We start from the raw sequence: 21,457 nt of genomic DNA, 5'->3' as shown, positions 1-21,457 counted from the left end.
GTTGCAGATCCAGGGTCATTACGAACTTCAATTCGAAGCAGTACGTGAAGCCTTTGCGGCGCTCTTTGACGACCCGCAGGAGCGCGGTGCTGCCTTGTGCATTCAGGTCGGCGGCCAGACCGTCATCGATCTGTGGGCGGGCACTGCCGACAAGGACGGTGCCGAGGCTTGGCACACCGACACCATTCTCAACCTGTTCTCCTGCACCAAGACCTTCACCAGCGTGGCGGTTCTGCAACTGGTCGAAGAGGGCAAGTTGAAGCTGGACGAACCCGTGGCCAGGCTCTGGCCCGAATTCGCCGCGGCGGGCAAGGCCTCCATCACCCTGCGCCAATTGCTCTGCCATCAGGCCGGCCTGCCCGCGTTGCGTGAGCCGTTGCCTGCCGAAGCGCTTTACCAGTGGGACATCATGACCGCCGCCCTGGCAGCCGAAGAACCCTGGTGGACACCGGGTCAGGGGCATGGTTATGCAGCGATCACCTATGGCTGGCTGGTGGGCGAGATGCTGCGCCGCGCCGATGGTCGAGGTCCCGGGGAATCCATTGCTGCGCGTATCGCCCGCCCGCTGGGGCTGGATTTTCATGTGGGCCTGGCGGATGACCAGTTTCATCGCGTGGCCCACATCGCGCGTGGCAAAGGCAATGCCGGTGACGACGCTGCCCAGCGCGTGCTTCAGGCGACGATGCGCGAACCGGCTTCGATCACAGCCAAGGCGTTCACCAACCCGCCGTCGATCATGACCAGCACCAACAAGCCGGAGTGGCGCCGCATGCAGCAGCCAGCAGCCAACGGTCACGGCAATGCGCGCAGTCTTGCCGGTTTCTATAACGGTCTGCTCGATGGCAGCCTGCTTGAAGCAGACATGCTCAATGAGCTGACCCGTGAACACAGCCTCGGTCAGGACAAGACATTACTGACCTCGACCCGTCTGGGACTGGGCTGCATGCTCGATCAGCCGGGCGTTGCCAACGCGACTTACGGCCTGGGGCCAAAGGCCTTTGGCCATCCGGGGGCGGGCGGCTCGGTGGGTTTCGCCGATCCTGATGACGAGGTTGCCTTTGGCTTCGTTACCAACACCTTGGGGCCGTACATTCTGATGGACCCACGCGCTCAGAAACTGGTCGGGGTTCTGCGTGAGTGTTTGCAGTAAGTATCGGCTATAAGTGCTTGTTTCATACCGACTGTCAGTTAAATGGCTGTAACAGGAACCGTACGACGGTTTCTTTTTCCAACTGCATCTTTATGCATGTTATACCGGCGTAGTTACGTCCTTCTGTCTGATCAAAACCGTTGCGGGTTACCCATGTCGTCTAATAAAAGCCTCGTTCTCGCCCTGTGCATCGCCGTGACCGGCTGTGCGCAAACCCCACAATCCGACTCTGCTGCAACCGGAGGCCATTGGTGGCAGTTCGGTTCCGGCAGCGACTCCGCTGACGCAGGCACCGCTGCCAAGGCTCCGGCACCGAGCCCGGCGCCCGCTCCGGTTGCCAAGGCTGCTGCAACGCCGGCACCTGAGGCAGGTGCTGAAAACAGCGCGCGGTGGTACTGGCCGTTCGGCTCGAACGATAACGCGCAGGCCAAACCTGATGCCGTGGCCGACAAGCCGGCCGCCAAGCCTGCTGCACCGGCGATGGTTGCCAAGTCGGAGACCGACAGCAAGTGGTGGTGGCCGTTTGGCAATGACTCCGCCAAGGACGAGCCGAAAGCGCTGCCGATGCCTGATCCGAAAGTGACCCAGGCCTGGCTGGACGAATACGAGCCGCGCCTGCGCGCTGCAATCAAGGACAGCCCTTTCCAGCTGGAGCGTCGCGAAGACCTGCTGGCAATCACCGCGCCCGTCGACAGCTCGTTCAACCCCGACCGTCCGGCCATGCTGCTGCCGAACACGCTGGGTCCGATCACCCGTCTGGCCAAGGTGGTAGAAGGCGATCAGAAAACTGCCGTGCTGATTCTCGGTCACGCCGACACTTCGGGTCCTACCGAAGCCAACCAGAAGATCAGCCAGGAGCGTGCGCAGTCGGTTGCCGCGATTTTCCGTCTCAGTGGCCTGGAGCGTAATCGCCTGAGCCAGCGTGGCATGGGTGCGGTGATGCCGCGCGCCGCCAACGACAGCTTGCAGGGTCGTGCGCTCAACCGCCGGGTCGAGATCCTCATGACGCCGCAGGACACCATGCGCGCGCTGATGAGCCGCTACGCACTGCCGCCAGTTGCACCGACCATGGTCGCGACCCAGGACGTCAAGCCAGTCGCCCCGGCACCTGCCGCCGCACCTGCGAAGAAAGCCGCTGCAAAGAAAGACACCGCCAAGAAAGCTGCACCGGCCAAAGCCAGCACCGCCAAGAAGGCCGCGCCAGCCAAGACCACCGCAGCGGCCAAGAAGCCGGCAGCGACCAAAACCACCGCCAAGGCCCCGGCCAAAACCGCAACGCCCGCCAAGAAGGATGACAGCCAGGCCAGTAACTAAGCCTGTCAGCACCCACGCGGATCGTCACTGACGCTTCGCGTGGGGTCGATCCGTGACCTCGCAGGAACCAGACCATGACCCAGACCCTGGCCGATATGCGCCGTGATTACACGCGCGACGGGTTGACCGAAGCGCAATCGCCGGACGAGCCCTTTGCACTCTTTCATGCATGGTTTGCCGACGCGGTGAACACCGAGCAACCGCCGGTCGAGGCTAACGCCATGACATTGGCGACGGTTGATGAGCAAGGACGTCCACATTGCCGCGTCCTGCTGCTCAAGGGCCTGGACACTCAGGGCTTTACGTTTTTCACCAACTACGAAAGCGCCAAGGGCCAGCAGATCGCTGCACTTCCATTTGCCGCGATGACCTTCTTCTGGCCGACACTGGAGCGCCAGGTGCGTATCGAGGGGCGGGTCGAGAAAGTCTCTGCGCAAGAATCCGACGCCTATTACCAGGTGCGCCCTCTGGGCAGCCGTCTGGGTGCATGGGCCTCGCCACAAAGTCGGGTGATCGCCGATCGCGACGAACTGGAAGGTCTGATCAGACAGACGGAACAACGCTTCGCAGACACCCAGCCACACTGCCCCGAGCACTGGGGTGGCTATCGTCTCTTGCCCGAGCGGATCGAGTTCTGGCAGGGTCGCTCCAGTCGACTTCACGACCGTTTGAACTATCGTTTGATAGACGACAGATGGACACGCGAGCGCCTTGCACCCTGATTGAATTATTCGTCTGGCCAATCGTCTGAGCGTTATACGGGCCGTGGCTGTATGAGGCCTGAATCAATTTAATTTGCGGGCTCGGGGCCGTGACAGCGCCTTTGTCGGGTAGTCTAATGGCCACTGATTCCTCTGGAGATTCCTTTTATGCGCAAGTCTGCTCTTCTGGTTGCTTCGTTCACTGCCATGGCACTGATGATGGGCGGCTGTACCTCGAATCTGACCGGTGATTCCTACTCCCGTGACGAGGCCAGGACCGTACAGACAGTTCGCATGGGAACGATCGAATCCCTGCGTCCGGTCAAGATCGAGGGCACCAAGACCCCGATCGGCGGCGCGGCAGGTGCAGTCGTTGGTGGTGTGGGCGGCAGCGCTATCGGTGGCGGTCGCGGCAGTATCGTGGCAGCGGTGATCGGCGCAGTGGCCGGCGGCCTGCTGGGTTCGGCGACCGAGGAAGGCCTGACCCGTACGCAAGGTGTTGAAATCACCGTGCGTGAGGATGACGGCAGCATGCGTGCCTACGTGCAGCAGGTTCAGGAAAACGAGATTTTCCGGGTCGGCGAGCGTGTGCGCATCATGAGCGTCAACGGCACCAGCCGCGTTACTCACTGATCCGCAACACCGCACAGCAAAACCCCGAGCCGCAATGCTCGGGGTTTTTTATTGCCAAGCGTAAATGGGCGTGAATACCATGCCCATTGCTCACGAAGACGATGTATCGAACGCCCTGTTTCCTGGGGTCAGCCCTCGATCCCCAGCATGTCGCGCACCAGCGCTTCAGCCACCCGAATGCCGTCCACGCCAGCCGAGAGAATCCCGCCCGCATAGCCAGCGCCTTCACCGGCCGGGTAAAGGCCTTTGGTGTTCAGGCTTTGCAGCGCCGGCCCGCGGGTAATGCGCAGCGGTGCCGAGGTACGGGTTTCGATGCCGGTCAACACGGCGTCGTGCAGCGAGAAGCCTTTGATCTGCTTGTCGAACGCAGGCAACGCTTCGCGAATAGCTTCAATGGCAAAGGCGGGCAGGGCCTCGGCAAGGTCCACCAGCTTCACGCCCGGCTTGTAGGACGGTTCAACACTGCCCAGAGCGGTCGAGGCCCTGCCTGCAATGAAGTCGCCGACCAGTTGCGCCGGAGCCTCGTAGCTGCTGCCGCCGAGCAGATAGGCGTGGGATTCCAGACGCTCCTGCAACTCGATACCGGCCAGCGGGCTGCCAGGGTAGTCCTGTTCCGGCGAGATACCGACCACGATGCCCGAGTTGGCATTGCGCTCGTTGCGTGAGTATTGGCTCATGCCGTTGGTGACCACTCGGCCGGGCTCTGATGTGGCTGCCACGACCGTGCCGCCAGGGCACATGCAGAAGCTGTAGACCGAGCGGCCGTTGCTGGCGTGGTGCACCAGTTTGTAATCGGCTGCGCCGAGCTTCGGGTGACCGGCATATTTACCCAGTCGCGCGCGGTCGATCAACGATTGCGGGTGTTCGATGCGGAAGCCCACCGAGAACGGCTTGGCTTCCATGAACACGCCACGGCCGTGCAGCATGCGGAAGGTGTCACGGGCACTGTGGCCCAGCGCCAGAATCACGTGCCGGGACTCGATCTGCTCGCCGCTGTCGAGCTGCACGCCCAGCAATTGGCCATCCTCGATCATCACGTCGGTCACGCGCTGCTGAAAGCGCACTTCGCCGCCCAGTGCTTCGATCTGATGGCGCATGTTCTCGACCACGCCCGTCAGGCGGAACGTGCCGATATGCGGCTTGCTGACATAGAGGATTTCTTCCGGCGCGCCGGCCTTCACGAACTCGTGCAGCACCTTGCGGCCGATGAATTTCGGGTCCTTGATCTGGCTGTAAAGCTTGCCGTCGGAAAAGGTCCCGGCACCGCCCTCGCCAAACTGCACGTTGGATTCGGGGTTGAGCACGTTTTTGCGCCACAGTGCCCAGGTGTCCTTGGTGCGCTGGCGAACTTCGGTGCCGCGCTCGAGGATGATCGGCTTGAAGCCCATCTGCGCCAGCAGCAGCCCGGCAAAAATGCCGCAGGGTCCGAAACCCACGACGATCGGACGCTCTGTCAGGCCCTCGGGAGCGTGACCGACGACTTTGTAGCTGACATCAGGTGCCGGGCCGACGTGGCGGTCATTGGCCAGCTTGCGCAACAGTGCCTCTTCATCCTTGACCTGGAAGTCGATGGTGTAGATGAAGCACAGCTCGGAAGACTTTTTGCGCGCGTCGTAACTGCGTTTGAAGAGGGTAAAGTCCAGCAGTTCGCCGCTGTCGATACCCAGGTGCTTCAAGAGCGCAACGCGCAGGTCTTCTTCCGGATGATCGATCGGCAGCTTGAGTTCGGTGATTCGTAACATTAAGGGGTCCAGTTTTCGGGCCGCAGGTTCAGCCCGACAGCACTACAAGAACCGGCGATTATAAGCGCTGAACCCCTTTGGCGGCGAGCCTGGGCGATCAGTCGTCGCGCGAACCGCCGTAATAACCGCAGCCACGCTGGGCCTGGCCGTTGATGCGCAGCTCTGCGGTGAGGTGTTGCACCGAGCCGTCGACGCTGTCGACGCAGCGCTGTGGCGCGACCCAGATCTCGATGCGCTGGTTGTTGGCTTCACTGCTGATGCTGAAACTGCCGTCCGGCAGCTTCTCTTCCACGTAGGGCAACGCCAGTGGGGCAACGCCCTCGCGCTCCAGAACCATGCCCTTGCCGCTGACATTGACGTTCCAGGCGGGCTTGTTGCCATTGACGTGCAATGTCAGGCGTTTGAAATTGAGGTCTTCACAGGCCTGGCCGGGACGCTCGACGCGGTACAACTGATGCAGATCCAGCTGTCCGTCACTGTTGGCCGCCTTGCTCGCAGCAAAACTGCCGCGCAGATCGGCAAACACCGTGCCCTTGCTGTCCGCCAGCGAGGCCGCTTCCTGCAGAATACCGGTGTTGCCGCGATCCTTGACCACGTAGCGACGCTGCTCGTTACACGGCTTGAACAGCAGCTGGCCGTTTTCTCCGGTCAGGTCGCCCTGCATACGGAGCATGCCCGCCGTGGAAACCTTCGGTTCCTCGGCCTGTTTACCGAGCAACTGACACCCGGCAAACAGCGGTAGAAGAGCAAATACGAGGACGGAACGGGCAGCGAACATGATGTGGTCTCCAGACAAGTGCCGCCACGTTACTCAGACTGGAGGTGCATCACAAGGGTCGGGATGCTTATCGCGCGAGCAGTGGCTTTGACTGTAGTTCAGGTTTGACGCTGACGGTAGGAGCGAACGTGTTCGCGAAAGGGCCGTTTTGTTCGACGAAAATACATCGTTTAAACGAACGCCTTCGCGAACAAGCGAAACGTCACCCGATTCGCTCCTGCAAAACCGTTTCGGCCTATAGGGGCGTGGCGTGCGCTTACCCTCCCAGATACGCGTCCCGCACTTTCGGATCGACCAGCAGTTCTTCGCCTGTGCCCTGCATGACCACGCGGCCGTTTTCCAGTACGTAGGCGCGGTCGGCGACTTTCAGGGCCTGGTTGGCGTTCTGTTCGACTAGAAACACCGTCACGCCATCGCGGCGCAGCTGTTCGACGATCTCGAAAATCTGCTGGATGATGATCGGCGCCAGACCCAGCGAAGGCTCGTCCAGCAACAACAGCTTGGGCTTGCTCATCAGTGCTCGACCGATGGCCAGCATCTGTTGCTCGCCACCGGACATGGTGCCGCCGCGCTGATTGAAGCGTTCCTTGAGGCGTGGAAAGAGCTGCAGGACCTTGTCCATCTGTTCCTGATAATCAGCCTTTTCCGTGAAGAAGCCGCCCATCGCCAGGTTCTCTTCAACGGTCAGACGCGCAAACACCCGACGGCCTTCCGGCACCACGGCAATGCTCTTGCGCATGATGATCGACGACTCCAGCCCGACCAGTTCCTCACCCATATAGCGAATACTGCCGCTGTGGGCGCGTGGTGAGCCGCACAGGGTCATCAAAAGGGTGGACTTGCCGGCACCGTTGGCACCAATCAGGGTGACAATTTCACCCTGACGCACTTCCACGTTGACGTTGTGCAGCGCCTGGATCTTGCCGTAGAAGGTGGAAACGTTTTCGAACTGCAGCATTTACGCTTCCCCCAGGTAGGCTTTGATCACATCGGGATTGTCACGAATCTGTTCCGGAGTGCCATCGGCCAGAGGCGTGCCCTGATTGATCACCACGATGTGGTCGGAAATGCTCATTACCAGTTTCATGTCGTGCTCGATCAACAGGACCGTAGCGTTGTGCTCGCTGCGCAACACGCCGATCAGCGCTTTCAGATCATCGGTTTCTCTGGGGTTCAGACCCGCCGCCGGTTCGTCGAGCATCAGAATGCGCGGGCGCGTCATCATGCAGCGGGCGATTTCCAGGCGGCGTTGCTGACCGTAGGCCAGCGTCCCGGCAGGGCGGTTGGCGAACTCCCGGAGGTTGACCGCCTCAAGCCAGTGCTCGGCGTAGTCCATGGCTTCACGTTCGCTGCGGCGGAACGCGGGCGTCTTGAACAGGCCGGACAGGAAGTTGGTGTTCAAATGCCGGTGCTGGGCAACCAGCAGGTTTTCCACGGCAGTCATTTCCTTGAACAGGCGCACGTTCTGGAACGTACGCACCACGCCCTTGCGCGCGATCTGATGGCCAGCCAGGCCCTGGATCGGCTCACCGTCCAGCAGAATCGTGCCCGCGCTTGGCCGGTAGAAACCGGTCAGGCAATTGAAAACTGTCGTCTTGCCGGCGCCATTGGGGCCGATCATCGATACGACCTGCCCCTGATTGACGGTCAGGGCAACGCCATTGACCGCCAGCAGGCCGCCAAAACGCATGCTCAAGCCAGTGGCTTGCAGTAATGGGCGGCTCATTTCGACTGCTCCGCTTTCAATTTCATTTCGGGGCGCTGCATCGGCAGGAAGCCTTGTGGGCGCCAGATCATCATCAGCACCATCAGCGCGCCGAACATCAGCATGCGGTAGTCACTGAACTCACGCATCAGCTCGGGCAACAGGATCATCAAGATGGCTGCCAGGATCACACCCAATTGCGAGCCCATGCCACCCAGCACGACGATGGCCAGGATGATTGCCGACTCGATGAAGGTGAACGATTCCGGGGTGATCAGGCCCTGACGCGCGGCAAAGAAGCTGCCTGCGAAACCTGCGAACGCAGCGCCAAGGGTGAACGCCGAGAGCTTGATCACGGTCGGATTCAGACCCAGTGCACGACAGGCGATTTCGTCTTCGCGCAAGGCTTCCCAGGCCCGGCCGATCGGCATGCGCAGCAGGCGATTGATGACGAACAACGCTGCCAGTGCCAGCAGCAGGGCGATCAGGTAGAGGAAGATGACCTTGTTGATCGAGTTGTACGGCAGGCCGAAGAACTCGTGGAAGGTCTGCATGCCCTCAGCGGCCTTGCGCTCAAAGGTCAGACCGAAGAGGGTCGGCTTTTCGATGTTGCTGATGCCGTTCGGGCCGCCGGTGATATCGGTCAGGTTACGCAGGAAGATACGGATAATCTCGCCGAAGCCCAGCGTCACGATAGCCAGATAGTCGCCGCGCAGACGCAACACCGGAAAGCCCAGCAGGAGTCCGAACAGCGCCGCCATCAACCCCGCGATCGGCAGGCAGATCCAGAAACCGAGTCCGTAGTAGTGCGACAGCAGGGCATAGCTGTAGGCACCGACCGCATAGAAACCGACATAGCCCAGGTCAAGCAGACCTGCCAGGCCGACTACGATGTTCAGGCCGAGGCCGAGCATCACGTAGATCAGGATCAGCGTGGCAATGTCCACCGCACCGCGCGACCCGAAAAATGGCCAGATGAACGCAAGCACTATGAGCGCCGCGAGGCCCCAGCGCTGGGTTTTCGGCTGGGTCAGAAAGTCGCTGGTCTTTTGCGGGATCAGCGGCTTGTCGGAGCCGCGACGCAGGCCGCTGATCTGCTCGGCAAACAATACGCGCAGAAACAGCAGGACCGAACACACGGCAATGATGGTCAGGGTCAGCGGGCTGGCGTTCTGCACTTGCAGGGTGACGCCGGAAAAGGCCAGTTTCAGACCGAACACCGGATAGGCCACGGCCCAGACCAGTGCGGCGCTGAACAGCGCCTGCTTGAAGGACTTGCTCATACTTTCTCAACCTCCGGACGACCCAGAATGCCGGTCGGTCGGAACAGCAGCACCAGGACCAGCAGGCCGAAAGCTACGACGTCCTTGTACTGATCACCAAAAATGTCGGCACCGAAGGCTTCGGCGACGCCCAGCACCAGGCCACCGAGCACGGCACCCGGGATCGAACCGATACCGCCCAGTACCGCAGCCGTGAAGGCTTTCAGGCCGACGAGGAAGCCGGCGTTGGGGTTGATCACGCCATATTGCATGCTCAGCAGCATGGCGGCGACAGCGGCCAGTGCCGCACCGACCACGAAGGTCAGGGCGATGATGTTGTTGGTGTTGATGCCCAGCAGATTGGCCATCTTCATGTCCTCGGCGCAGGCGCGGCAGGCGCGGCCCATTCGCGAGCGGGAAATGAACAGGGTCAGGCCGGTCATGGCCACCAGGGTGACGACGAACACCACGATCTGCATGTAGGAAATCAGCACTTCCTCTGCGCCACCGGGCCCGAACGAGAGGCTGCCGGGTAGCAGGTTGGGGATGGCGAAGTTGCCCGAGCCCTGGGAAAGCTGGACCGAGTTCTGCAGAAAGATCGACATGCCGATGGCAGAAATCAGTGGAATCAGACGGTTGCTGTTGCGCAACGGACGGTAGGCCAAACGCTCGATGCTGTATCCATAGGCACTGGTCACGATGATCGCAGCGGCAAAACCGGCAATCATCAGCAACGGCAGGCTGTGAATCCCCAGCATCGCCAGGCCGGCGAGTGCCATGAAAGCTACATAGGAACCGATCATGTACACCTCGCCATGGGCGAAGTTGATCATTCCGATGATGCCGTACACCATCGTGTAACCGATGGCGATCAATGCATACGTACTGCCAATGGTCAGGCCATTGACCAGCTGCTGCATGTAGTGGAATAACTCGGGCATTTACCGCGCTCCTAAAAACCTGATCTGCATTTCTCTGACCTGCGCCGGGGTGGCATTCTGTGGATGCGTAGCCTGTTGCGCTGCCAGGGAACCGCTGTTGACGGTTTTAAGATTTTCAGGGGGCCTCGTGCACGCCGTTCGGGTCGCCGAAACGTGCGTACGGGCCTGGATTCGTAAAACAAAGCCCACTGCGCTGGCAGTGGGCTTTGAGGGTTGATGCAAGCAGCTTATTTGGCGGCTTCGGTCTTGGGTTTGCCGAAATGCCACTCGTAGACCACGAACTGGAAGTTCTTCAGGTCACCTTTTTCGTCGTAGCTCAGCTCGCCCATTGGCGTTTTGAAGGTACCGGCATGGATGGCAGCGGCCACCTTGGCGGTGTCTTCGGACTTGGCGGCCGCGATGCCGTCAGCAATGACCTGCACGGCGGAGTAGGACGGGTACACGAACGGGCCGCTCGGATCCTGGCTCTTGGCCTTGAAGGCTTCGGTCAGCGCCTGGTTGGCCGGGTCCTGGTCGAAGGATTTTGGCAGGGTGACCAGCAGGCCTTCCGAAGCATCGCCCGCGATTTGCGAGATCGACTCGTTGCCGACGCCTTCAGGGCCCATGAATTTGGCGTTCAGGCCTTTTTCCTTGGACTGACGCAGGATCTGGCCCAGCTCAGGGTGGTAGCCGCCGTAGTAGACGAAGTCGACGTTGGCCTGCTTGAGCTTGGCGATCAGCGACGAGAAGTCCTTGTCGCCAGCGTTGATGCCTTCGAACAGTGCAACCTTGACGCCTTTTTTCTCCAGCGTCTGCTTGACGGCTGTCGCGATGCCTTCGCCGTACTGCTGCTTGTCGTGAATGACTGCAACGATTTTCGGCTTGGCGACGTCGGCAATGTAGTTGCCAGCGGCCGGACCCTGGGCGCTGTCGAGACCGATGGTGCGGAACACCAGTTTGTAGCCGCGCGCGGTGATTTCCGGGCTGGTGGCAGCCGGGGTCACCATGATGATGCCTTCATCTTCGTAAACGTCGGACGCTGGCTGAGCGGAGCTGGAGCAGAGGTGGCCGACCACGTATTTAACGCCGTCGTTGACCACTTTGTTGGCGACCGCAACGGCCTGTTTCGGATCGCAGGCATCATCGTATTCGACTGCTTCGAGCTTTTTGCCATCCACGCCGCCTTTGGCGTTGATCTGCTCGATGGCCATCTTGGCGCCATTGAACTGCATGGTGCCGTATTCGGCGACAGGGCCGGTCTTGGGGCCGGCGATGCCGATCTTGATGGTGTCAGCTGCGAACGAATGGCTGGCAACCCCCGCCATAACCAGTGCGGCAAACAGCCTTGAAAGCTTATTGGTACCCTTAGTCATGATGCTCCACTCTTGCATTGTAGTTTTTATAATCCTGATGGCCAAGGCTCCAGGACCGATTCGATCACCGGTTGTCCCACGCCGCCAACTGTACCGGAACAGTTTAGAGCGCGGTTCGCTGGCTTGGAAAGCCGGGCGTCTGGGGACAAACCTGTGGGTGTCGCTTAATCGAAAGAAAGTTACAGAATCGAACCGCTTGAGTGTCTGAAATCACTTCAGATCCATAAGGTTATCTGCACTTCCCTGCGATAAATCGCCTGCTTCTGGGCTTGCCGGTGGGAAAGTCGGCGGTATGATTGCGCCGATTTTCTTTTTGGTGAGACCCATGACGCAAGAACCTAGCACCCTCTATGCCAAACTGCTTGGCGAAACGGCCTCAATCACCTGGACTGAATTGCAACCATTCTTTGCCAAGGGTGCCCTGTTGTGGGTCGAGTTGCCTCTGGATTTGATCGAAGTCGCCGAGGCAGTGGCCGAAAATGATGCAGCCAGGGTGTCTGCGTGGCTGGCGGAGGGGCGGGTTGGCAAGGTGTCTGAAACCAAGGCGCTTGAGCTGGTGGAGACAGATCCGCTGCTCTGGGCTGTGGTAGTGGCACCTTGGGTTTTGATTCAAAACAGGGCGCAGGATTGATTTGCGCACCAGTCAGGTGTGTTGCGGCTTTCCGGAGTGAGTGGGAAGGTAACTCTTCGGCAGCCCGCGTAGCGTAAAACCACACCGTTAAGGTGGCAGTTTCTGCGGGCTGCACTGTTTCTTTCGACGATGGAGCCTTGCGCTGCTCCTTCAGGTACGAACAGGTCTGGGACTGGCGAAGTCGTCATTTTCAGGCAGTTCGGCAAACACATCCGGAATGTCTGGTGTTTCGCTGTCTTGCCCCTGGCTGTGCTGTTGTGGCAGGGCAGACCAGCGGGTCGTGGGCTCGCGCTGGTTCATTTGTCTGGCAAGAGGCAGGATGCGCTCCAGCGGCTGGGGCCTGCTGAACAGATAACCCTGTACGTAATCACTGCCAAACTGCCTGAGAAACTCCAGTTGATCCTGGGTTTCGACGCCTTCGGTCACGACTTTCAAGCGCAGCGTATGCGCCATGACAAGGATTGCCTGAACGATTTCCATGTCCTGCGGGGACTGGGGGATGTCGATAATGAACGATCGGTCGATCTTCAACGTGTCCAGCGGCAGCGGCTTGAGATAGGCGAGCGACGAGTAACCGGTGCCGAAGTCGTCGATCGACAGGGAAACACCCAGGCTGCGAATGTGTTTGAGCATCAGAATAGTGTTGCTGATGTTGCCCATCAGGGCATTTTCGGTCACTTCCAGTTCCAGCCGTCCAGGCGCTGCGTCAGCATCGGCCAGCGCCCGCTCAACCTCTTCGACCAGTTCGTTGCGGCCCAGCGTCAGCGCTGAGCAGTTGACGGAGATGATCAGCTGTTCCAGCCCTTCATGATGCAGAGTGCGCAAGTCGTGACAGGCGCGGCGCAGCACCCAGTTATCCAGTTCGGCAATCAGGCCGTTGGCCTCGGCGATGCCGATGAAGCGTGCGGGTACCAGCAAGCCGTGCTGCGGGTGATTCCAGCGTACCAGCGCCTCGAGCTTGGCAACGTGGCCGGTGCGCATGTCGACGATAGGTTGGTAATACACCTGCAGCCCCGTTCCCTCGCGCAGGGCATTGCGCAGTTCTTCTTCCAGTTGCAGCTCCAGACTGGCCTTGGTCTTGAGGGCCGGATTGAAGAAATTGACGCCGTTGCGCCCTTTGTCCTTTGACTGGTACAGCGCGAGGTCTGCGTGCTTGAGCAACTCATCGCAGGTCTCACCGTCACGCGGGAATACGGCAATGCCGATGCTGGTGGTCATGACCATGCGCCTTCCTGCCAGCGCGATGGTCTCCTTCATCTTTTGCATGACCCGATGAGCCAGATGGCGGGCCTCTTCGTAGTCCGGAATGCTCAGCAGGATGCAGAATTCATCGCCGCCGAAACGCGCCACCACGTCCTGGGTACGGGTAGCACTGCGGATGCGCTCGGCGATCACCTTGAGCAACTCGTCACCCGCATCATGGCCCAGGCTGTCGTTGATGCGCTTGAAGTGGTCGATGTCCAGAAACATCACCGCAAGCATGCCTTTGTTGAAGGTATGCTCCTGCAGCTTCTCGGCGAAGATCTGATTGAACCCGCGGCGGTTGATCAGGTTGGTCAGCGGGTCGTAATGCGCAACCTGCTGAAGTGAAACGCGTGCCTGATCCAGCTGGGTAAGCAGTGCATTGACCCGCTGCAGATCATGCTCCTTGCCTTGCAGTTTCTTGTCGGCCATTGCCGCGCTGATGCTGCCGGCGATGGTCAGCAGGGCGATGGCCGCGATGGTAAGCCCCAACTGCTGGCTGTTTTCAGTGCTGGGGACGTGCATCTCAATGCCTTCGGGTATCACCAGCCGCAGCGCCTTCATGCCCATCAGGTGCATGGTCAGCAGGCCTGCGCCCAGCAGAAGGCTGACCGCATAACGGAACATCTGATGAAACATGCCGTGGTACTGGCGCAAGTGCCGGGACAGGGTCAGCAGCGCAATGCTGGAAAGAACCGCGACCAGAATCGACAGGGCAAACATTCGCGGCTCATAGTACTGCGTAGCGGTAGAGCGCATGGCTGACATGCCGAGGTAATGCATGACGCTGATGCCGATCCCCATCACCACCGCGCTGGTCAGGCAGCGTCTCAGGGTCAGCTCCGGGATGGTCAGCGCCCGCATGGCCACCAGTGCGGTAACCAGTACGATCAGCAGGGAAATCAGCGTGATGGAAAGGTCATAAGTGATTTTGAGCGGCGCCTGGAACGCCAGCATGCTGATGAAGTGCATCGCCCACACGCCACCGGCCAGGCATAACGCGCCCAGCGCCTTCCAGAGGCGACGGCTTTTAAGGGCGTCGACCTGGATGACACGGTCCGCAATGTCCAGCGTGGCAAAGCACGCAGCACAGGCCACGCCATAAGCCAGCGCGACCAGAAACAGGTTGTGACTGCAGTCGATCAATAATTGCACGTCCGCTGGTGGGCCAGCGAATACGTTCAAACCCAGCCAATCCATAGCTTGCCCTTATCTCACTGCAAGGCCGCCAAGGCTGAAAGCCTAGCGTTCAAAGCTGAGTATAGAAGCTGTTTACAACCTGCAAATGCACGAGGTGCCAATTTGGCATCAAAGTGATGGCTGGCGTGTTTGGTGCTTATCGTTTAGAGGACGCAGAGCGTCCGGAAAGGCATGCCTACCCGGAGCATGATAGGGGGGTGTTGCGGATATCGCGGAGCAGGGGCGTGGTTACGGGACACATCGTTCCTCACGCTCCAGCGTGGGAATGCCTTTCATGACGCTCTGCGTCATAGCGTGAGCAAGAGCGTCATGCCCATGCGGGGCATGGGCATGACCGGCTGGTGTGTGACCAGCCCTCAGCCTGCGACCAGTACCCGGATCGCTTCCAGACGCAGGGCCGCTTTTTCAAGCATGGCCAGACCCTGTTCACGTTGCGTGCGCAGAGCCACCAGTTCACTGTCGCGCACGGTCGGGTTGACCGCTTGCAATGCCGTCAGGCGGGCCAGTTCTTCTTCGGTGTCGGCTGCCAGGCGACGCTGAGCTTCGGCGACGCGCTCTGCGTGTTTCGGCGTGATTTTCTCTTCGCCCGCGTTGATCCTCGGGGTCAGTTGGTCGCGTTGCGCCTGGATGAACTTGTTGGCGCTGGCACGGGGCACGCTTTCGAGCTGATCGTTGAGCGTATTGAACGACACACGGCTGGCCAGATCGTTGCCATTGGGGTCAAGCAGGCAGCGCAGCGCAGCAGGCGGCAGATAACGCCCCAGTTGCAGCGAGCGAGGCGCAACCACTTCGCTGACGTAGATCAGTTCGAGCAGAACGGTGCCCGGCTTGAGCGCCTTGTTCTTGATCAGTGCCACGGCGGTGTTGCCCATCGAGCCGGACAGCACCAGATCCATGCCGCCTTGCACCATCGGGTGCTCCCAGGTGATGAACTGCATGTCCTCGCGGGACAGCGCCTGATTGCGGTCGTAGGTGATGGTCACGCCTTCGTCGTCGCCCAGCGGGAAGCTGGCGTCGAGCATCTTTTCACTCGGCTTGAGGATCAGGGCGTTTTCCGAGTGGTCCTCGCTGTCGATGCCAAAGGCGTCGAACAGGGTTTCCATGTAGATCGGCAGGCTGAACTGATCGTCCTGGTCGAGGATCGCTTCGACCAGCGCTTCGCCTTCGCCTGCGCCGCCGGAATTGAGTTCCAGCAAACGGTCGCGACCGGTATGCAGTTCGCTTTCCAGGCGCTCGCGTTCGCTGCGGGCTTCATCGATCAGGGTTTGCCACTCGTCGTCGTCACCGCTTTCCAGCAACGGCAGCAGGCGCGGGCCGAACTGATGCAGCAGGGCGTTGCCGGTCGGGCAAGTATTGAGGAACGCATTGAGCGCTTCGTGATACCACTGGAACAGGCGGGCCTGCGGACTGGTTTCCAGGAACGGGACATGCAGCTCGATGGTGTGCTTCTGGCCGATCCGGTCCAGACGCCCGATACGCTGCTCCAGCAAGTCCGGGTGCGACGGCAGATCGAACAGGACCAGATGGTGGGAGAACTGGAAGTTGCGGCCTTCGCTGCCGATTTCCGAACAGATCAGCACCTGGGCGCCGAACTCTTCGTCTGCAAAGTAGGCCGCGGCTCGGTCGCGCTCGAGGATGTTCATGCCTTCGTGGAAAACCGTGGCGGGGATACCGGAACGCACACGCAGCGCGTCTTCCAGGTCCATGGCGGTTTCGGCATGGGCACAGATGACCAGCACCTTGACGCGCTTGAGCATTTTCAGGGTATCGATCAGCCAGTCGACGCGTGGATCAAAGCGCCACCAGCGCTCTTCCTCGCTGACTTCCGACTGCGACTGGAAGCTGACTTCAGGGTAAAGATCGGCGTGCTCGCCGACCGGCAGTTCGAGGTATTCGACAGGGCAGGGCAGCGGGTATTGATGCAGCTTGCGCTCCGGGAAGCCCTGCACGGCGGCACGGGTGTTGCGGAACAGCACGCGGCCGGTGCCATGACGGTCCAGCAGTTCGCGAATCAGACGCGATTTGGCTTCTTCGTCGCCGGTATTCACCGAGGCCAGCAGCGAATCGCCTTCGGCACCCAGGAAGCCGTGAATGGTTTCCTGCGCCTCGGCAGACAGCTTGCCTTTGTCGAGCAGCTCCTGAACAGCCTGAGCCACCGGGCGATAGTTCTCGCTCTCGGCGCGGAAGGCCTTGAGGTCGTGGAAACGGTTCGGGTCCAGCAGGCGCAGACGGGCAAAGTGGCTGTCCTGGCCCAGTTGTTCCGGCGTCGCGGTCAGCAGCAGTACGCCGGCAATGACTTCGGCCAGTTGTTCGACCAGCGAATATTCGCGGCTGGCCTTGTCTTCGTGCCAGACCAGGTGGTGCGCTTCGTCAACCACCATCAGGTCCCAGCCTGCCGCAAACAGGGCGTCCTGGGCTTTTTCGTCTTCGACCAGCCATTCCAGGGCGACCAGTGCGAGCTGGGTGTCTTCGAACGGGTTGCCGGCATCGCTTTCCATGAAGCGCTCAGCGTCGAACAGCGCGACCTGCAGGTTGAAGCGGCGACGCATTTCCACCAGCCACTGGTGCTGGAGGTTTTCCGGGACCAGAATCAGCACGCGGCTGGCGCGGCCCGACAGCAGTTGGCGATGGATGACCAGACCGGCTTCGATGGTTTTACCCAGACCCACTTCGTCGGCCAGCAGAACGCGCGGCGCGATACGATCCGCGACTTCGCGAGCGATGTGCAACTGGTGGGCGATAGGCTGTGCCCGCACGCCACCCAGGCCCCACAGGGAGGACTGCAATTGGCGGCTGGTGTGTTCGAGCGTGTTGTAGCGCAGCGAGAACCATGACAACTGGTCGATCTGGCCAGCAAACAGACGGTCGGTCGCCAGGCGGAACTGGATAAAGTTCGACAGCTGGGTTTCCGGCAGCGTGACCAGTTCGTTCTGCGCGTTCAGGCCGTGGTAGACCAGCAGACCATCGACATCGTCGACTTCGCGAACGGTCATTTTCCAGTTTTCGAAGTGCGTGATCACGTCGCCAGGGGAGAAGCGCACGCGGGTCAGCGGCGCATTACGCAGTGCGTACTGACGTGTTTCGCCAGTGGCCGGATAGAGCACGGTCAACAAGCGGCCGTCCTGTGCCAGAACGGTGCCCAAACCCAGCTCGGCTTCGCTGTCACTAATCCAGCGTTGCCCCGGTTGATACTGCTGCGCCATGCTGCCTGTCTCCCGCTTGAAAAAGCTGAGTATGTTAACGGAACACGCCCCGAAGGCCAAAGGCAGCGTGAAAAAACTCATGGTCAGCGCCGCAACCTATCGAATTTTTGGTTCCATGACACTTATTTCACTGAGAGGGGTCAAAAAAGATCTTATAGACCACTGGCTCTTTCAGCCCGGTTCAAGTTGCCTCGTGCACGGCCGAAACCCCGGTAAGAGGAGATAAAACCATGCTGCAACCTATGCTTCCGTTAAGTGTGGTGCCTGTGACATCACAGCTGGATCCGGCCAAACGCATGCCGGACATTCCACCTGTAGCGCCGGTACAGGAGAGCTCCAGCGAGACCTCCATCGACCTGCGCAATAATGAAGATACTGAACGCAGCGCGTTGCTGTTGCGTGAAGAGCAACAGCGCCAGCAGCAACAGCAGCAGGCTCATGGCGGCGGAGAAGCCGAGGAATACGTCGGGCTGGTCGTCCCGGGTGATTCGCTGAACGCCGACAACACCGTACCCGTTGTACCGCTCATCGACGACGAGCCGCGCCAGGGGCTTTGGGTGGATATTCAGATCTGATTGCTGCACCGCCCAGGGCTGTACTGGTCACGGGACTGGTCAGGGCTGCTGCGATTGAGCATTATTGGCCCTGATTTCCCGTGTTCGAGAACCGCAAGCCATGAGCGACGATGCACAACTGATCGACCTGGGTGCCGAGCGCGCCAAGCGTATCCACGATCTGAATGACAAGCGCCTCAATGAAGTGCGTAACGCCTTCGAACAGGCGATGCCATTGAGCAGCAAAAAACCGAAGAAAAAGCCCAAAAAACGCTGATCCAGCCGCCACACCCTTGATCTGATCAGTCTGGTTCAGCAACAGCTGATCTGGATCAACTCGCCGTTATGTTCGCTGCCTTAATCTTGCTCTATCGAATGCGTTGTGGGCGGAACACGCGCCTGGATGCATTCAATGAGCACGCAAGGCACTTGGGGCGACTTCGGTCGCCCTTTTTTTCGTCTGCATGCCACGCCCTGCATCGAACGCCGGGCGCTATCAGCTCACGTTTTTGGCACCGGCATTGGCCAGGTCATAGGCTCTGGCGGCTTCGGCGGTCTTGATGTCGCGCTGATAGCTCGGCGTCCAGGCGGTCACCAGTGACTTCTGGGTGAAGCTGACATTGCTGCCGATGTCCTTGAAGTGCGCATCGCCATAGTCATCCAGCACGCCGGAGTTGCTGGCCTTGTTGGAAACATCCACGCCTTTTGCGAAATAGTTGGCCTGCGAGAGGATGGTCGCATCCCCCGTCGCGGTGAAGCCAAGATGGAAGTTGTCGATCGAGTTGTTGTAAACGTCAAAGTCGCCATGCCGCATCAGGCCGGGTGCCCGAACATCCAGGTTGCTGAACACATTGTTGGCGATGGTCATGCGCGGGTAACCCTTGTACTCGGCCTTGGCTTGAGCGGAGTCGTCCGGCTGACCGAGAATCACGCCATATTCGTTGTTCTGGAATTTCGAGTTGGTCAGACTGACGTTGTCTGCCGTCCCGCCGACATAAAGCAGTTTGTCCAGGCCTTTGGCGTTCTGATCCTTGGTGCCTGAATAGGTGTTGTGATCGATCCAGTATTTCTGACCGCTGCTGATGAACATCTGCATGTCACCGTTTTCGCGATAACGGCTGTCGTGATCGAAGTTCAGATTCTGGAAGATGTCATTGCTGGCGGTCTTGCCGCTGGCCAGGTAGATGTTGTGCAGGCTGTTGCCCTTGTCGGTACCCAGCAGGGTCTTGTTGGCGCCAAAGTTGATGGTCACCTTGCTGTCGGCAGACAGGTTGGCCCCCAGTTTGACGGTACGGGCTTTGTCGTCCTCCATGTACTTCTTGAGGTCCGCTACGGTATTGACCGTGACGAATTCGCCACCATTACCGCCGGTGGTGTTCGCCTGTTTGGCGAAGCCGACCATTCCGGACATGTCGGCCCCAGGACCGTTGCCCGCTCGGTGCGCGGGTTGCGCCACTTTTTCTGTGGTCTCAGATCTGTCTGTGGCGGTTGGCAACGTTTTGGCGGGCGCAGGCTGATTGGCGGCTGGCGTATTGCCTTGGGCTGGCGCCGAAGTGCGTGCCGTATCAGACGGCGCTGCTGTGGCGCTCTTTTGCAGCGAGACCGGTTTGTCGGTCGGATAATCGTTTTTCACCACGAACGGCTTTTCTGTGTTGCCGGACGATGACGGCGACCCTGACGAGGGTGCTGATGAAGACTGAAGGGAGGTCGGCGCCTGTTCCCGTTCAGACGGCGCAGGTGCCGGTGTCGAGCCGTCCTGCTGATGCCCTTGTGATCTGGAAAACAGATCCTTGAGGATGGTGCGAATGGCTTCCACCAGCTTGTTCAGCAACAACTCGACGGGGTTTTCAGTTGCACCCGAGGCTGCGTTTGTAGCGGGCGTTTGCGCCCTGGAACCAAGGCCATTGAATGACGACTGCAACCCTGTTGCCTGCTGCGGCGGGGCGAAGTCGACCAGTTTGCTGCCATTGCCGGACGTGACCTGAGGTGGCGGACTGTTATCGGCTTGCGGGTTTATGCCCTGGGTTGGTTGCCCGGAGACGGGATAATAATTTCGGGTGATCATATTCATGGGTGATTGCCCCGCCTGCAGGAATGAACGATTCGTGATCCGGATAAGGTAGCGCTGGTTTCCTGAGTGGAAAGCGCAGCCCAAACAGTTCCGAGGGCATCATGAATTTGTGTTCAGGTCAGCAGTGGAGCCCGGGCGCGGCCGCAGGTGCGCGCGCCGGTTCCGGGTATCAGCCGAAAGTGATCTCGGGCAATACGGTCAGGTCGACGGTCTGCTGCTTTCGCGGGGCGAGAATCTCGGCTTCGCCGTCTACAACCAGCTCATCGTTCTGATTGAAAACACGGGTGGCGATGCGCACGCGGAATTTCGGCAGTTTTTCCAGGATTTCCAGGCGCACAGTCAGGGTATCGCCCAGTTTCACCGGCTTCTGGAAGGTCATCTGCTGACCGATATAGATGGTGCCGGGGCCAGGCAACTCGCATGCAACCGCCGCACTGATCAGTGCGCCGCTGAACATGCCGTGGGCAATACGCTCCTTGAACATGGTCTTGGAGGCGTATTCGGCGTCCAGGTGGACCGGGTTGTGGTCTCCGGACATGGCGGCGAACAGTTGAATGTCACGCTCTTCCACTGTCTTGCTGTAGCTGGCGGTCTGACCGACTTCAAGAGCTTCGTAAGGCGTGTTGGTGACTTGAGTCATGTGGCTGTCCTGACAATAAAAATGAATTGAAGCGTGCCGGTTCGTGCAATCCGACCTGGCCTTGATTTGTAACACTTGATGACCTGTCGCCGCCAATGCGCGGACAAGATCATTCAGACGCTTGCTGGCGCTCCCCGGATCACATTCAAGGCAAATAATAAGCAAACGCCATGTGAATACGGCTACTGAGCGATCGGGCAAGTATCTTTACCAGCCCGATTGCCGTGAGCCGTGTATCGCCGACGACAGATTTCAGTCTGAACAGAGACAAGATTCATGCTGCTGATGAGGCCCGGACGATCATTTGCCTGAGACACTTTAACTGCTAACGTCCGCCC

Annotated in this window: 18 protein-coding genes and 1 pseudogene; 7 read left to right on the top strand and 12 right to left on the bottom strand. The window is 59.9% G+C overall.

The features are described from left to right. Window position 1: 1 nt before the first annotated feature. The 4 genes from PCPL58_RS21425 (at window position 2) to PCPL58_RS21410 (ending at window position 3,798) form a co-directional block, all read left to right on the top strand. The gene (locus PCPL58_RS21425; RefSeq protein ID WP_065350398.1) at window positions 2-1,150 is read left to right on the top strand and encodes a serine hydrolase domain-containing protein; all 1,149 of its coding nucleotides are present in this window, start codon (window positions 2-4) and stop codon (window positions 1,148-1,150) included. A gap of 153 nt (window positions 1,151-1,303) precedes the next feature. Further along, window positions 1,304-2,464, top strand: coding sequence for an OmpA family protein (locus tag PCPL58_RS21420; protein ID WP_054082130.1), 1,161 nt, complete (start codon window positions 1,304-1,306; stop codon window positions 2,462-2,464). A 74-nt stretch (window positions 2,465-2,538) separates the two neighbouring features. Beyond that, window positions 2,539-3,186 carry a pyridoxamine 5'-phosphate oxidase gene (gene pdxH, locus PCPL58_RS21415; protein WP_065350397.1) on the top strand — a complete coding sequence of 216 codons (648 nt, stop codon included), beginning with the start codon at window positions 2,539-2,541 and terminating at the stop codon, window positions 3,184-3,186. Window positions 3,187-3,333: 147 nt separating this feature from the next. After that, entirely contained in the window at window positions 3,334-3,798 is a 465-nt protein-coding gene (locus tag PCPL58_RS21410) for an outer membrane lipoprotein (protein ID WP_003363510.1), read from the top strand. A gap of 128 nt (window positions 3,799-3,926) precedes the next feature. On the opposite strand, the gene PCPL58_RS21405 is transcribed toward PCPL58_RS21410, so the two are convergent. From PCPL58_RS21405 to PCPL58_RS32170, 8 genes and pseudogenes are all read right to left on the bottom strand, one after another. Next, window positions 3,927-5,540, bottom strand: coding sequence for an NAD(P)/FAD-dependent oxidoreductase (locus PCPL58_RS21405; protein ID WP_003431164.1), 1,614 nt, complete (start codon window positions 5,538-5,540; stop codon window positions 3,927-3,929). 97 nt (window positions 5,541-5,637) lie between these two features. Next, complete coding sequence (locus tag PCPL58_RS21400) at window positions 5,638-6,318, bottom strand: COG3650 family protein (RefSeq protein ID WP_003363504.1); 681 nt, start codon at window positions 6,316-6,318, stop codon at window positions 5,638-5,640. A 256-nt stretch (window positions 6,319-6,574) separates the two neighbouring features. Then, the gene (locus tag PCPL58_RS21395; protein WP_065350396.1) at window positions 6,575-7,276 is read right to left on the bottom strand and encodes an ABC transporter ATP-binding protein; all 702 of its coding nucleotides are present in this window, start codon (window positions 7,274-7,276) and stop codon (window positions 6,575-6,577) included. After that, window positions 7,277-8,044, bottom strand: a complete 768-nt coding sequence (gene livG / locus PCPL58_RS21390) for a high-affinity branched-chain amino acid ABC transporter ATP-binding protein LivG (RefSeq protein ID WP_003314434.1) — start codon at window positions 8,042-8,044, stop codon at window positions 7,277-7,279. It lies immediately after the preceding gene. Continuing rightward, the gene (locus PCPL58_RS21385) at window positions 8,041-9,306 is read right to left on the bottom strand and encodes a high-affinity branched-chain amino acid ABC transporter permease LivM (RefSeq protein ID WP_065350395.1); all 1,266 of its coding nucleotides are present in this window, start codon (window positions 9,304-9,306) and stop codon (window positions 8,041-8,043) included. Before PCPL58_RS21385 ends, livG begins: the two co-directional genes overlap by 4 nt. Continuing rightward, window positions 9,303-10,226: a high-affinity branched-chain amino acid ABC transporter permease LivH gene (gene livH / locus PCPL58_RS21380; protein ID WP_065350394.1), complete on the bottom strand. Its 924-nt coding sequence runs from the start codon at window positions 10,224-10,226 to the stop codon at window positions 9,303-9,305. The genes PCPL58_RS21385 and livH overlap by 4 nt, the downstream gene beginning before the upstream one ends. A 227-nt stretch (window positions 10,227-10,453) precedes the next feature. Then, window positions 10,454-11,578 (bottom strand): branched-chain amino acid ABC transporter substrate-binding protein, encoded by a 1,125-nt coding sequence (locus PCPL58_RS21375; protein WP_003431160.1) that lies wholly within the window; start codon window positions 11,576-11,578, stop codon window positions 10,454-10,456. Window positions 11,579-11,653: 75 nt separating this feature from the next. Then, a pseudogene (locus PCPL58_RS32170) lies at window positions 11,654-11,905 on the bottom strand (hypothetical protein); the annotation flags it as partial. On the opposite strand from PCPL58_RS32170, the gene PCPL58_RS21370 reads away from it, so the two are divergent. Then, window positions 11,904-12,209 carry a DUF2288 domain-containing protein gene (locus PCPL58_RS21370; RefSeq protein ID WP_003393364.1) on the top strand — a complete coding sequence of 102 codons (306 nt, stop codon included), beginning with the start codon at window positions 11,904-11,906 and terminating at the stop codon, window positions 12,207-12,209. The pseudogene PCPL58_RS32170 and the gene PCPL58_RS21370 sit on opposite strands and share 2 nt — an antisense overlap. 150 nt (window positions 12,210-12,359) lie before the next feature. On the opposite strand, the gene PCPL58_RS21365 is transcribed toward PCPL58_RS21370, so the two are convergent. Both PCPL58_RS21365 and rapA read right to left on the bottom strand, forming a co-directional pair. After that, entirely contained in the window at window positions 12,360-14,651 is a 2,292-nt protein-coding gene (locus tag PCPL58_RS21365; protein WP_065350393.1) for a putative bifunctional diguanylate cyclase/phosphodiesterase, read from the bottom strand. 356 nt (window positions 14,652-15,007) lie between these two features. Beyond that, window positions 15,008-17,854, bottom strand: a complete 2,847-nt coding sequence (rapA, locus tag PCPL58_RS21360; RefSeq protein WP_065351095.1) for an RNA polymerase-associated protein RapA — start codon at window positions 17,852-17,854, stop codon at window positions 15,008-15,010. Between the two features lie 230 nt (window positions 17,855-18,084). Between rapA and PCPL58_RS21355 the strand changes: the two genes are divergently transcribed. Next, window positions 18,085-18,429, top strand: a complete 345-nt coding sequence (locus PCPL58_RS21355; protein WP_065350392.1) for an aspartate-semialdehyde dehydrogenase — start codon at window positions 18,085-18,087, stop codon at window positions 18,427-18,429. A 100-nt stretch (window positions 18,430-18,529) separates the two neighbouring features. Then, window positions 18,530-18,685, top strand: a complete 156-nt coding sequence (locus tag PCPL58_RS31580; RefSeq protein ID WP_002554798.1) for a hypothetical protein — start codon at window positions 18,530-18,532, stop codon at window positions 18,683-18,685. Between the two features lie 219 nt (window positions 18,686-18,904). Here PCPL58_RS31580 and PCPL58_RS21345 read toward each other — a convergent pair whose 3' ends face one another. Next, window positions 18,905-20,479: a pectate lyase family protein gene (locus PCPL58_RS21345; protein WP_065350391.1), complete on the bottom strand. Its 1,575-nt coding sequence runs from the start codon at window positions 20,477-20,479 to the stop codon at window positions 18,905-18,907. A gap of 169 nt (window positions 20,480-20,648) precedes the next feature. Further along, a complete protein-coding gene (locus tag PCPL58_RS21340; RefSeq protein WP_003363482.1) occupies window positions 20,649-21,119 on the bottom strand; it encodes a MaoC family dehydratase in 471 nt (156 codons plus the stop codon). Window positions 21,120-21,457: the final 338 nt, after the last annotated feature.

Origin of the sequence: Pseudomonas cerasi, from assembly GCF_900074915.1 — a bacterium.
GTDB classification, from domain to species: domain Bacteria; phylum Pseudomonadota; class Gammaproteobacteria; order Pseudomonadales; family Pseudomonadaceae; genus Aquipseudomonas; species Aquipseudomonas cerasi.
This window is presented reverse-complemented; position numbering and strand designations above follow the sequence as displayed.